A 13,099-nucleotide genomic window follows, 5' to 3' on the forward strand; every position below is an offset into this window, starting at 1 on the left:
CCGCAGGTGATGGGTTACGTCTGTGGTCAAAAGCCCGGCAAGTATTGGTGAGGGATTTAAGGCTTAAAGCAATGCTAGCCGCCGTGCCAGCGGCGAATACTCGCCTTGTTATTCGATGCTTATGGTATGGGGTTTCCTGGAAACCGCTGGAACCATGAGTTTTCAAGCCATAATGACTCACGCTCAGTTGGCGATTGGACAAATAAAAAGGGAGCCAAGAGGCTCCCTTTCGCATAAAGCACCAGAGTGATTAGTTCTGGATAACAGTGGCAACGTTGTAGTCGCCGCTTTGGGTTACGCTGATAGCATTGCTGGCGCCGGCCTGAGAACCGACAACCAGGTTTTCGTTACCGCTTTGGGTGATCATCAGGCTGTTACCTGTACCAACCACGGCGAAGGCGCCGCCTTCAACACCGCTCACCCAGTTGTTGTCACCGCTTTGAACGATTTGAGCCAGGTTGTCATCACCCAGGATCAGCAGATCAACCAGGTTGAGCTCACCACTTTGAGTGGTTTCGATATCGGTATTGTTGTAGCCAACCACTGTGACCAGAGCTTCGTTGGCGCTGCCGTCTTGCTCCATATCCACTTCGTTGTTATCGCCTTCCAGTTCGGCATAAGCAAAGTTTTCAGTGCCTTCCTGATGGATTTCGATCTGGTTGTCTTCACCTGTGGTGAAAGCGACCAGTTCGTTGTAATCCCCCTGTGAAGTCAGGTCCATGCTGTTGTCTGTGCCATAGGCGGCGGCAGTGGCAAAGTTGGTGCTGCCATCCTGCTCCAGGTCGATGTTGTTGTCGTCACCCCAGATTTGAAATTCAACGCCGTTGGTGTCGCCTTCCTGCTGGATATCGACTAGGTTATCGCTACCCTGAATATCGGCAACCAGCAGATCGCCCACCGTGTTGCCGTCACCTTTCTGATAGATTTCAACGTCGTTGTCATCACCTGTGGTGAATTCGAGCACTGCGGTGTTGGCTGTGCCGGTTTGCATCATTTCGATGCTGTTTTCAGAGCCGGACAGGGCATAAACAAAGCCAGTGTTCAGAGCGCCTGCCTGATCAATTTCGATACTATTGTTATCACCGTCAACGCCACGAACACCACCTATGTTGGCGTTACCTTCCTGCAGTACGGTCACAGAGTTGCCGTTGCCTACATTGGGACTGAAATCAACGGCTATCATGCCAGCTTCGTTGTTGTTACCGTTCTGGCTGATGTAGCCAAAGTTGTCGTTGCCGTTGACACGGAATACTGCAAAGTTGGTGTCACCGTTTTGGTTTACTTCGGCGCTGTTGTTGTCACCGATCAGCTCAACATTGGCTTCGTTGAAGAAACCGGATTGAGCGACAGTTGCGGTGTTGACGTTACCATCCACATCGACGCTGGCAACGTGCCAGTCTTCATTCTGAGCTACAGTGATTTTGTTTTCGTCGCCCTTGGAATCAACATAGGCTTCGTGCCAAACACCGTCTTGAACCACAGTGGCTTCCTGGGCAGAACCTTCTTGATTGATGACAGTCAGGTTCAGAATGCCGGTTTGCTCGGCATAGACTTCCTGACCTACAGTGCTGCGGCTCTGTTGGTTAACTGAGATTTCATTGACACTGCCGGCGAAAGCTTGGGCACTCATACCCAGACCCGTTGTGATAGCCAGTGCAATCAGTGACTTTTTAGCTTGAGATTTCATTAAACGCTCCCTGTGTTTTTAATACTGCGTGATGCTGATAGTGGCAGCATCGGCAATTTGTTGTATCGAAAAATTGGCGCTGCCAAGCTGGTTGAGTTGCACCAGATTGTTATTGCCTATTTGAGTGATGTTTGCCTTATTGGCGTCACCCACCTGCATCATTTCAACCTGGTTATTGACCCCGAGTTGTACTACTTGCGCCTGATTTCCCAACCCGGCTTGGGTGAGGATGGCGCTGTTGTCAATTCCGGCTTGAACTATGATGGCTTGGTTGAAACTGCCTTGTTGCATCAGGTCGACCAAGTTATCGCGTCCCTGAGTTTCCAGCAGCGTCTGGAGGGTGACTGGCAACTCCTGTAGTGCATTCACCTGGCGTTCTGTCGCTGCTGTACCAAGACTGGTCAACAAAACGGCCGAACCAAACAGGATTTTTGCGAGTACCGACACCTAAGACTCCTTTTCGTACATATCCTTGATTGAACCAGAGTGGTACAAATCAGCAACAAAAGTTACGCGCCTTGAGCCGGGGTCGCAATCGGAGTTAAAGGCTATTTAGGCTTTAGTCGATATTGCTTTTTGCAATAATGGTGAATTGATTTATTTTGTTTTATAAACAATGAGTTGTGTTTTATTTCTGGCGATTTTTAAGTTTGTTCATACCTAACACGTCTAGTATTAAAGTCGTATTTTACCGTTTGCTACTATCGCTATTGTTTTCATTGCGGTAACAATCTATTTGCAATAAATAAACGCCGGATTTCACTCGCTGGTCACTGTTTGCCTGTCGTTTCAAGGAAGTGCCGCAGATGCAAGCCGTTCCGGATATCAAGGGATTATAAGGACTATAGGAAGCCCGAATATGTTGAAAAAATTCTCGCCATTGGCAGTAGCTGTCGCTGGGGTTATGGCGCTTGGTAGTGCGCCTGCAATGGCTAAAAACGAGATTCGTTACGCCAAAGACTCTATCCTGGTGGTTTACAAGGATAATGCCACCAAGGAGGAGCGCACCGCGGCTCAGCGCCTGGTACGTGGTACTTTGCGTGATGCCAATGCCGATGGTATAGATGACAAATTTGCCCGTTTGCTCGATGGCCGTCTGGCAAAGCTGAATCTGCGCCAAGGAGCCGATATTGAGCAGGCGATCAAGATGATCTCCAGCCATCCGGCGGTTAAATATGCTGAACCCAACTACATTTTGCGCGCCATAGGCATGCCGGATGATCCTCGTTTCCCTGAGCTCTGGGGCATGCATAACACTGGGCAAACCGGTGGTGTGGCTGACGCCGATATTGATGCTCCCGAAGCTTGGGATGTCACTACAGGCAGCACGGATGTGATCATCGGGGTTATCGACACCGGGGTTGATTATAACCATCCTGATTTGCAGGCCAACATGTGGGTCAACCCGGGCGAAATTCCAGGTAACGGCATAGATGATGACGGCAACGGTGTGATTGATGATATTCACGGTTTCAGTGCTGCCAATAATAACGGCGATCCTATGGACGGTAACGGTCATGGTACCCACGTAGCAGGAACCATCGGCGCCAAGGGAAATAATGGCCTGGGTGTCGCCGGGGTAAACTGGGACGTGACGATTATTGGCTGTCAGTTCCTGACTCCTGCCGGTACAGGTTCTACCGCCGATGCCATCGCCTGTATTGACTATATGACGGATCTCAAGGTGAATCATGGCGTCGATATCAAGGCCACCAACAACTCCTGGGGGGGCGGTGGTTTCAGCCAGGCGCTGAAGGATTCCATCGAAGCCGCCGGTGAAGCAGGTATTTTGTTCCTGGCAGCGGCCGGTAACGATACCAGTGACAATGATGCCAGCCCCCATTATCCGTCCAACTATGAATCGGACATAGTGATGTCTATTGCCAGTACCGATAGCTCGGATGGTATCTCATGGTTCTCCAACTGGGGGGCTACCAGCGTAGACATGGCGGCGCCTGGCAGTGCCATTCTGTCAACGGTTCCAGGTGGTGGTTACGAGAGCTACTCTGGCACCTCAATGGCTACGCCTATGGTGAGCGGGGTGGCGGCTCTGGTGTGGTCCATCAACCCGGATCTGACACCGCTTGAGATGAAAGCACTGTTGATGAATTCGGGTGATGCCAATGCGGCCATGACTGGCAAGAGTGTTGCCGGTACCCGTCTGAACGCGGCCAACGCACTCGATCAAGCCAACCCAAGCCCAAGTTATCGCTTCAGCGTGACCCCGGCTGCCCGCACCATTGAAGCCGGTGAAAGCACCAGCTATGACTTCAGTGTCGGTAGTGTCGCCGGTTGGAATGGCAGTGTTGAGCTGAGTGTCAGTGTGGAGCCCGCTCTGGAAGGGGTATCTTTGTCTGCCACCAGCGTTGGTGCCGGTGACAGCTTTAGCCTGAACGTCGCCAGCACAGCCGAGACTCAGTGGGGCGATTACGCCATCACGGTATCGGGTAATGACGGCAGTATTGAAAAGAGCAGTGTGGTGAGCCTGGAAATCATCCCTCAAGGGCTGAACGACTTCCCATACAGCAATGATACCCCGGTGGCTATTGCCGATAACACTACAGTGACCAGCACCATTGAGATCGCCGATCCGCTGCAGATCTTCGGGGTCAACAGCAACGTCAATATCAGCCACACCTGGATTGGTGATTTGACAGTGACCCTGACTTCGCCATCCGGTACCGAAGTGGTGCTGCATAATCGCGAAGGCAGCAGCAATGACGATATCGTCAAGAGCTGGGATCTGGGCGACTTCAATGGTGAAATTGCCCAAGGTACCTGGACTCTGAGTGTGACTGACCACGCCGGTGGTGACAATGGCACCCTGAACAACTGGGGTATGGTGATCACTGCGCTGGGTGAAGCTGGTCCTTCAGCACCTAATGCCGGCTTTGACTATCAAACCGAAGGTCTGAGTGTCAGCTTCAGCAACAGTAGCTCTGATATCAATGATGATATCGCCGGCTACCACTGGGATTTCGGTGACGGCTCTGTTTCCAGTGAGGCAAACCCTCAACATGTGTATGCCGAGGCTGGTACCTACACAGTTACCCTGACAGCGACCGATGCCACTGAGCTCAGCGACAGCGTCAGCATGGAAGTGCAGGTATTTGCCCACAGCATTTCTGCCGATATCAGCCGCGCCCTCAAGTCCCGTCGTGGCAGCGCCATGGTCGATGTGAACTGGAATGGTGCCCTGGGTGATGAAGTGGCGATTTTCCGCGATGGTGAGCAGGTTGCGACCACCGCCAACGATGGCCAGTTCCGTGATCGCTTCAGCACTGAAGCCGAGAGTGTGACTTATCAGGTTTGTGAGCTGGAAACCGAGCTTTGCTCTGATCCTGTTGTTGCTCAATTCTGATAACCCGAATAGATGAAAGCGGCCAGCTGGCCGCTTTTTTTATAAACACATCGCGCAAAAATTAATTTTTGATGACAGGGGGAGATAACTTCAGAACATCGCAATCATTCAAGCTGGGGGAGGTTGCCCAATGCTTTACCTTTCATTGAAGTTGTGTCGGTGCAAGCTTATCTGCTTGGCCGGGTTTACTTGGATGCTGGCGGCCAAGTACACTGATTTTCCTATTGGAGTACTAAGGATAACAATAAGATGAGTATTTGGTTTCGCCCCATCACCCTGGAAGATTGTGCCAAACTGGATGTTGGTATGAGTGGCAAGGGCACCCTGATGCAGACACTGGGGATCCGCATCACTGAGATAGGTGATGACTATATGGTGGCCAGCATGCCGGCGTCTCCGGCTATCCACAATCCACTTGGAATAGTACATGGTGGTGCCAATGTGGCACTGGCAGAAACTGTGGCCAGCTATGCCGCCAATTTTGCGGTGGACTTTGAAAACTACTATTGTGTCGGTCAGGAGATCAACGCCAATCACCTGCGGGCAGCTCGCAATGGTGAACTTAAGGCAACCGCCAAAGCGGTACATTTGGGGAAACGCAGCTCTGTCTGGGAAGTGCTTATTCATAACAGCGCCGGTGAGCTGACCTGTATCTCCCGTATGACCGCGGCCGTGATCAAGCGTTAGGGCCATATGCTAGTGAGGCGCTTGCGTAAAAGCATAGATTAAGGCCATTTTATCAGTTTGTTTTTCAAGATTATTTCACCCGCATGGGCAATGGGCCTAGTTGCAATTGGGTAGATTGCCAACAGGCCCAAAGCCGATGTTTTAGCACCAGTATTCATTTTTGCTCCTGTTTGTTAGCGACTATCCTTATAGGCGAGGGTTCGGGAATTGGCATTCAGGGGGGTCATGATTCGAAGACTGTCACTGCTGTGAAATAGGGGATCTTGGATGGATACAATCAATATATGGGAGTGGGTCGGATATCTGGCATCAGTAGTGGTGGCCATCTCTCTGATGATGTCCAATATCAAACGGCTGCGCTGGTGGAACCTGCTTGGAGCGGCGCTGTTTGTTGCCTATGGTGTGGCCATTGCTGCATATCCTGTGGCTTTGGTGAACTTCTTTATAGTGCTTATCGATGCCTACTACCTGGTTAAACTCTATCGCATCCCTGCGCCTGAATTGCCGTCAAGTGATCAAATAAACGCTGAAAAATCAGATGATAAGTAAGCTGGCAAACCACCGGCGCCCGAGTAATCTCATGGTGCCGGTTTCTATAACATTTGTTTCTTTCGTGACAATATCTTCTTGTTCTGCTTTTAGCCGTTTTTCATCTTGACTGGCAGTCACTGTCATCTCGGTTATGCATTTCTTTATCCCCGTTTCTCAATCTCAAACTCAAAGCAATCTATAAACGGGATTGTGATAATCAGTTTTAATCGTTTTTTAAAGCGTGGTTGTTTGACTAAGATGACCACATCGCCAATATGACTGCTCAAGGGAGCACCTATGGCTACCATATATGATGTGATTGAAAACTGGTTAAACGAAACAAAGGACTAAGGAGCACGAGATGAGTCAGAAGCAATATATCACCAGCCAGAGCGGCGCCCCTATCGCAGACGATCAGAATTCCCTCTCCGCCGGAGAGCGTGGTCCGCTGTTGCTGCAGGACTGGCACCTGATTGAAAAGTTGGCCCACTTCAACCGCGAGCGGATCCCAGAACGGGTAGTGCATGCCAAGGGCACAGGTGTTTATGGTACCTTCACTGTGACCAATGATATGAGCCAATACACCATAGCCGAACATTTCCAGGGTGTTGGTACCCAGACCGAGGCCTTTGTTCGTTTCTCGACCGTAGGCGGTGAAATGGGCAGCGCCGATGCCGAGCGCGATCCCCGTGGCTTTGGAGTACGTTTCTACACCAAGCGCGGCAATCACGACATAGTGGGCAATAACACCCCCACCTTCTTCCTGCGTGATGGCATCAAGTTTCCTGATTTTATCCACACTCAGAAGCGTAATCCGCACACTAATTTGAAAGATCCTCAGGCGATGTGGGACTTCTGGTCGCTCAACCCTGAGTCCTTGCATCAGGTGACTGTATTGATGTCTGACCGAGGCATTCCGGCCAACTATCGGCAGATGCATGGCTTTGGCTCGCATACCTTCTCATTTTGGAATGCCAAGGGTGAGCGCTTCTGGGTCAAGTTCCATTTCAAGACAGAGCAGGGGATAGCTAACCTGACTGAAGAGCAGGCCGCCAAGGTGAAGGGAATCGATCCGGATCATGCCCAGCGCGACATGGTGGCGGCAATCCAGGATGGTAATTTCCCCCGTTGGAAGCTCAAGGTACAGATAATGCCGGAAGCCGATGCCAATACTTACCATATCAACCCGTTTGATTTGACCAAGGTATGGCCACATAAGGACTACCCGCTGATCGAGGTTGGGATACTGGAGCTCAATCGTCTGCCACAGAACTACTTCGCCGAAGTGGAGCAGGTGGCACTGGCGCCGAGTAACCTGGTTCCCGGTGTTGGCGCGTCGCCGGACAAGATGTTGCAGGCTCGCCTGTTTGCCTACGCCGATGCCCAGCGTTATCGGATAGGAGCCAACTATAACCAGTTGCCGGTGAACTGTCCTCACGCGACTCAGGCCAATCACCATCAACGTGCCGGTGCCATGGCCGGGGCTCAGTGCCCTTACCATGGAAGTCAGACAGGTGGCGATGCGTCGGCAAACTATGGCCCCAACTCGCAGCCAAGCGGCCTGCAGGATGCGACCGAGTTCAAAGAGCCGCCACTGCGCCTGGATGGTGAAGCCGACAGATACAGCCGTTATGGCCAGGATGACTACACCCAGGCAGGCAACCTTTACCGCCTGTTGCCGGAAGAGGAAAAGGCCAGGCTTATCAGTAATATCTGCGGTACTCTGAGTCAAGCGACTCAGGATGTGCAGCAGCGAATGATAGGCCACTTCAGCCAGGCCGATGCCGACTATGGCCGCCGGGTGCAAGAGATGCTGGTCAGCTGATAGTTGCACGCCGGAAGTAAAAGGGGCAGCTTGAGCAGCCCCTTTTGCGTTGTCAGCGGTTTTCCTACTCCCACAACAGGGTGGCTATCCCCAAAAGGGCAAACAGCAGGGCGCAACCTCTGTGGATCCAGGTCATGGGCAGCTTGTCGGCACTGAAATGGCCGGCCAGCACCACGGGAACATTCGCCAACAGCATGCCGACAGTGGTGCCTGTTACTACCATCAGCAGGCTATCGTATTTGGCCGACAGCACCACGGTTGCGACCTGGGTCTTGTCACCCATTTCGGCGATAAAGAACAGCAAACAGGTAGCTACGAAGGGGCCATAGCGGTAGAAGCGGCTCTCTTCGGCATCGACCTTATCGGGTACCAGCACCCAGAGGGCGATGGCAAAGAAACTGCCGGCAACAAGGTAACGGCCGATATCGGCGCTGAGCCAACCCATGGCCCATTGGCCCAGCCAGGCGGCGGCAAAATGGTTGAGCAGGGTGGCGATAAGGATCCCTGAGATAATTGCGGTCTTGTTTTTGAAACGAGCGGCCAACAACAGGGCCAACAGCTGAGTCTTGTCACCGATTTCGGCTACGGCGACAGTGAGAGTTGAGGCGATGAGTGCTTCCAAAATGGGCGTTCCTTCGGGGTGGCAAAATTCCAAGCACAGTCCACCGCCCACCCCTTTATATTTGTGCGGTATACCGTGCTCAGGTCTTGCCTGGCAAGCCTAAACTTGCTGTAAGCACCATGGCATGAGGCCAAGTGTGTTGATGCTTACCCCTGGGCGGGACCCAGGTTAGCTACTCCCCTAAGACAGAGGCGGCCATTATAACCATAAAGCTCGCCATGGCAACACTGCTCTGATTTCGATAAAAATGAGATTTCTTTGTCTGGGAAAGAGTGTGGCGCGATTTTTACGCCGCTGAAGGTCGAGAAAATGGTTTATGTTTCCGTTTGATAGCCCTGCATCAGGAATCAAGTAGAAGCATAAGGTAACTGGCCGATAGTCGCGCTTCCCCGCTTGCCCAAGGGCTGTGGCTCTGTTAATGTCCCGGTTAAGTTAATTTTTGAGAAAGAGCCTCAGTGTTGAGTTTGCATCTTTGCAGTCCCCAATTCCGCTGTCCACGATTTAGTTAGCCCCAGTGGCTTGGTGGCATACCTCTTCTGTTTGCTGAGCTGTTGGGGCCAATGAAACTCCGTAAGGCGGAATTTCATCTGCGGCCAAGACGTTACAGCTTGCCAGCTGCGCTGACAATTCGCCTTTCCCCTTGGGTAAATCTGACCTTAAAGATAACAAGACAAAAGAACAGGACGAATTTTAGTGAACTTAAAAATATTGGGCTCTGTAGCCATAGTCGCGGGTACTGCGATTGGCGCCGGTATGTTGGCCTTGCCACTGGCAACAGCTGCCATGGGCTTGCTTCCGGCACTGCTATTGATGTTGGTCATTTGGGGCATTTCCGCCTACACCTCACTGTTGATGTTGGAAGTCAATCTGCGCTCCGGCGTGGGGGATAACCTGCATGTCATTACAGGTAAAGCCTTGGGTAAGACGGGGCAACTGATTCAAAGCGCCGCTTTTCTCAGCCTGCTGTTTGCCCTGACCGCCGCCTACTTGACCGGTGGCGCCGAGCTACTGATGCTCAAGGCCAAGGCCTGGTTCGATATGACCCTGGATGGCCAGGATGCGGTGCTGCTGTTTACCTTGGCTCTGGGCAGTTTTGCCGCCTTGGGAGTCGGCTGGGTCGATAAGCTCTCCCGCGGGCTGTTTTCTGCCATGATAGTCATGCTGGTGCTGGTGGTACTGTTTTTGCTGCCTGAGGTGAATATGAATACCTTACTGGAGCAGGCGCCGACCGATTCCTATGCCAAGGTGTGGCTTGCCGCCGTGCCTGTGGTGTTTACCTCTTTTGGTTTCCATGTCTGTATTGCCACTCTGGTGCGCTATCTTGATGGTGACACGGTTTCCCTGCGCAAGGTGCTGCTGATAGGCTCCGGCATTCCGCTGGCCTGCTATCTGCTTTGGCTGTTGGTGACCCTGGGTACTGTCGGCGGTGATACCATTCATGGCTTTGGCGGTTCACTGTCGAAACTCATCAGTGCCTTGCAGGCCATCAGCGAGCAGCCTTTGGTGAGCAAGTGCATTGGGCTGTTTGCCGACTTGGCGTTGATCACCTCGTTTCTTGGAGTGACCCTGAGCCTGTTTGACTTCAGCGCCGAGCTTATCCGCGCCAAGAGTAACTTTGTCGGCCGCCTGCAGACCTGGTTGCTGACCTTTATTCCGCCGCTGGCCTGCGCCCTGTATCTGCCAGAAGGTTTTTCGGCGCTGCTGGGCTTTGCCGCCGTGCCTTTAGTGGTGATCATCATCTTCCTGCCGATAGCCATAGCACTGAAACAGCGGCGTGAGTCGCCGGAAGGCTACAAAGTTGCCGGTGGCAAACCGGCGATGGCACTGATGGCCCTCCTGGGGATAGGCATTATAGCTGCCCAGTTGTATGCGACGCTGGGGGCCTAAGCGAAGCCCTTTGTAAGGGAATTTTTCCGAGTCTGTAGCCGCTTGGTAGTCTGTGTTAAAGTCGGGACTTGTGCCCGGCTTTTTTGTTGCACAAAAACAACAAATTGAACTGATACCAGCGAATGGACTTACTAGAATGAAAAAATGGTTACTTGCAACGGCCATAGCTACCAGTTTTGGTGCTCAGGCCGATGAGGGTATGTGGCAGCCCTACCAATTGCCGGCCATGGCCGATGAACTCAAGGCCAAAGGACTGGAAATAGACGCCAAGTCTATCTCCAAGCTGACCGAATTCCCGATGAATGCCGTGATAAGCCTGGGCGGCTGCACCGCGTCTTTCGTTTCGCCCAAGGGGCTGGTGGTAACCAACCATCACTGTGCCTACGGCTCCATCCAGTACAACTCCACCCCGGAGAAGAATCTGCTGCGTGATGGCTTCCTGGCGAAAAACTTTGCCGAAGAACTGCCGGCAACTCCGGGCTCGCGGGTATATGTCACCGAAGAGGTCACCAATGTGACCGACAAGGTCAAGCAAGGCCTGGACAATAAGCAGGGCGACGCTTTTTACAAGGGCGTCGAGGCGGCCGAGAAGTCACTGGTGGCCCAGTGTGAAAAAGAAGATAGCTATCGCTGTCAGGTTTACAGCTTCCACGGTGGTCTCGAGTACTATCTGGTGAAGCAGCTGGAAATCCGTGATGTTCGTCTGGTGTATAACCCGGCGGCCAGCGTGGGTAAGTACGGCGGTGATGTCGACAACTGGATGTGGCCGCGCCACACAGGCGATTTCTCCTTCTACCGCGCCTATGTCAACAAAAATGGCAAGCCGGCCGATTTCTCCAAGGATAACGTACCTTACGAGCCCAAGAGCTTCCTCAAGGTGTCGGCCAAAGGGGTCAAGGAAGGGGACTTTGTGATGGTGGCCGGTTACCCGGGCCGCACCAACAGATACCGCACCGGCAATGAAGTGGAAAACCAGTTTGAGTGGTCTTACCCACAAGGCAAGGAGCTGCGTGAGCGCTTTATCGAGATCATTAAAGAGACGGCCCCGGAAGGCAGTGATGAGCGCATCAAGTACGAGAGCCTGATCGCCGGTCTGGCCAACTATGCCAAGAACTTCACCTCGATGATCGAGTTCTATGGTAAGTCGACCATGCTGGAAGACAAGCGTACCCTGGAAGCCAAGCTCAAGAGTTGGATCGATGCCGACAGCAGCCGCAAGGCCCAGTATGGTGAGGTGTTGGCACAGTTGGACAAGCTGGTCGCCCAAAGCCAGGCAGATCAGCAGCGTGACATTATCCTGGGCTATCTGGGGTATACCACTATGTTGCCAACGGCCCGCGAACTCTATCGTCTGGCCAATGAAAAGGCATTGCCGGACATGGAGCGCGAGCCGGGTTTCCAGGAGCGTGACATGATCCGCTTCAAGGCCGGTATGGAGCGTATCGATCGCCGTTATGCCGCCAGTGTCGACAAGGCGCTGGTGTTTGAGATGCTCAAGCGTTATGCGGCGCTGCCCAAGTCTGAGCGGCTGCCGGCGCTGGACAAGTACTTCGGCATAGGCAACAAGCTCGATGAGGCCAAGCTGAAAAAGACTCTGGACAAGATGTACAAGAATACCAAGCTGGATAACAAAGATGTGCGTCTGGCCTGGATGGACAAGTCGGTTGCCGATTTCAAGGCCTCGAAAGATCCTATGATCCAGTTTGCTGTGGCCTTCTATGACACAGGTATGCAGCTGGAGCAGAAAAAGAAAGAGTTGGCCGGTGAGCTGATGAAGGTGCGTCCTCAGTACATGGAAGCCATCATTGCCTACAACCGTGAGCAGGGTAAACCTGTGTATGCCGATGCCAACTCCAGCCTGCGGGTGACAGTGGGCCATGTGAAGGGCTACTCACCCAAAGATGGTCTCTACGCCGTACCTTTCACTCGTCTGGAAGGCATAGTGCAGAAAGACACAGGGGTTGAGCCTTTCGATGCTCCCAAGAAAGAGCTGGAGCTTATCAAGGCCAAGCAATATGGTGACTTCTACTTCAAGGATATTGACTCGGTACCGGTCAACTTCCTCTCAACTCTGGATACCACAGGCGGTAACTCAGGCTCGCCAACCCTCAACGGCCGTGCCGAGCTGGTGGGACTGCTGTTTGACGGTGTTTATGAGAGCATCATAGGTGACTGGAACTACGACGATAACATCAACCGCTCCATTCAGGTGGACAGCCGTTACATGCTGTGGGTGATGAAGTATCTGGATAATGCAGACAACCTGCTGCAAGAGATGGAAATCGTTAAGTAAGCTTTGCCATCAACAACAATCCCCGCCAAGTTGCGCAACGTAGTTCACTTAAGCGGGGCTGCCTTGTGATTAACAGGGTATCGGGTCTTTGATATTTTTACCGCCCTAGGTCGATTTGGCTTAGGGCGTTTGTCTATAAAGAGGATGGACAAGTCTCCTCGCAGACTGTTTAGACGCTTCGGCGTATTACCTGGTGACACCGCTTT

The 13,099-nt window shown here is 52.5% G+C and carries 9 protein-coding genes, 1 pseudogene and 1 riboswitch; of the genes and pseudogenes, 6 read left to right on the forward strand and 4 right to left on the reverse strand.

The window, feature by feature from the left end; all coding sequences use genetic code 11:
• Positions 1-250: 250 nt before the first annotated feature.
• Positions 251-1,687 (reverse strand): curlin, encoded by a 1,437-nt coding sequence (locus ACMHXE_RS07750; protein WP_101057458.1) that lies wholly within the window; start codon positions 1,685-1,687, stop codon positions 251-253.
• An 18-nt stretch (positions 1,688-1,705) separates the two neighbouring features.
• Entirely contained in the window at positions 1,706-2,134 is a 429-nt protein-coding gene (locus ACMHXE_RS07755) for a curlin (protein ID WP_101057456.1), read from the reverse strand.
• 412 nt (positions 2,135-2,546) lie between these two features.
• Here ACMHXE_RS07755 and ACMHXE_RS07760 point away from each other — a divergent pair, with 412 nt between their 5' ends.
• From ACMHXE_RS07760 to katB, 4 genes are all read left to right on the forward strand, one after another.
• Entirely contained in the window at positions 2,547-5,048 is a 2,502-nt protein-coding gene (locus tag ACMHXE_RS07760) for a S8 family serine peptidase (protein WP_413731892.1), read from the forward strand.
• 249 nt (positions 5,049-5,297) lie between these two features.
• A complete protein-coding gene (locus ACMHXE_RS07765) occupies positions 5,298-5,735 on the forward strand; it encodes a PaaI family thioesterase (RefSeq protein WP_101057452.1) in 438 nt (145 codons plus the stop codon).
• A gap of 267 nt (positions 5,736-6,002) precedes the next feature.
• Entirely contained in the window at positions 6,003-6,284 is a 282-nt protein-coding gene (locus tag ACMHXE_RS07770) for a YgjV family protein (RefSeq protein ID WP_101057450.1), read from the forward strand.
• 343 nt (positions 6,285-6,627) lie between these two features.
• On the forward strand, positions 6,628-8,091 hold the full coding sequence (gene katB / locus ACMHXE_RS07775; protein ID WP_224866117.1) for a catalase KatB: 1,464 nt from the start codon (positions 6,628-6,630) through the stop codon (positions 8,089-8,091).
• A gap of 64 nt (positions 8,092-8,155) precedes the next feature.
• Here katB and ACMHXE_RS07780 read toward each other — a convergent pair whose 3' ends face one another.
• A complete protein-coding gene (locus tag ACMHXE_RS07780; RefSeq protein ID WP_101057444.1) occupies positions 8,156-8,713 on the reverse strand; it encodes a TMEM165/GDT1 family protein in 558 nt (185 codons plus the stop codon).
• Positions 8,714-8,733: 20 nt separating this feature from the next.
• Positions 8,734-8,906: riboswitch (yybP-ykoY riboswitch) on the reverse strand.
• A gap of 500 nt (positions 8,907-9,406) precedes the next feature.
• Here ACMHXE_RS07780 and ACMHXE_RS07785 point away from each other — a divergent pair.
• Positions 9,407-10,600, forward strand: coding sequence for an aromatic amino acid transport family protein (locus tag ACMHXE_RS07785; RefSeq protein WP_101057442.1), 1,194 nt, complete (start codon positions 9,407-9,409; stop codon positions 10,598-10,600).
• A gap of 136 nt (positions 10,601-10,736) precedes the next feature.
• On the forward strand, positions 10,737-12,893 hold the full coding sequence (locus tag ACMHXE_RS07790) for a S46 family peptidase (RefSeq protein ID WP_413731896.1): 2,157 nt from the start codon (positions 10,737-10,739) through the stop codon (positions 12,891-12,893).
• Between the two features lie 44 nt (positions 12,894-12,937).
• Here ACMHXE_RS07790 and ACMHXE_RS07795 read toward each other — a convergent pair.
• Positions 12,938-13,099, reverse strand: a pseudogene (locus ACMHXE_RS07795) (IS4 family transposase); the annotation flags it as partial.

This window comes from Shewanella sp. BJSY2023SW007, from assembly GCF_047314525.1.
GTDB lineage: Bacteria > Pseudomonadota > Gammaproteobacteria > Enterobacterales > Shewanellaceae > Shewanella > Shewanella chilikensis.

What these genes read in the sequence shown, in the direction of transcription:
- ACMHXE_RS07750 (WP_101057458.1), bottom strand. Translation starts at nt 1,687, where the DNA reads ATGAAATCTCAAGCTAAAAAGTCACTGATTGCACTGGCTATCACAACG.
- ACMHXE_RS07760 (WP_413731892.1), top strand. Translation starts at nt 2,547, where the DNA reads ATGTTGAAAAAATTCTCGCCATTGGCAGTAGCTGTCGCTGGGGTTATG.
- ACMHXE_RS07765 (WP_101057452.1), top strand. Translation starts at nt 5,298, where the DNA reads ATGAGTATTTGGTTTCGCCCCATCACCCTGGAAGATTGTGCCAAACTG.
- ACMHXE_RS07770 (WP_101057450.1), top strand. Translation starts at nt 6,003, where the DNA reads ATGGATACAATCAATATATGGGAGTGGGTCGGATATCTGGCATCAGTA.
- katB (WP_224866117.1), top strand. Translation starts at nt 6,628, where the DNA reads ATGAGTCAGAAGCAATATATCACCAGCCAGAGCGGCGCCCCTATCGCA.
- ACMHXE_RS07790 (WP_413731896.1), top strand. Translation starts at nt 10,737, where the DNA reads ATGAAAAAATGGTTACTTGCAACGGCCATAGCTACCAGTTTTGGTGCT.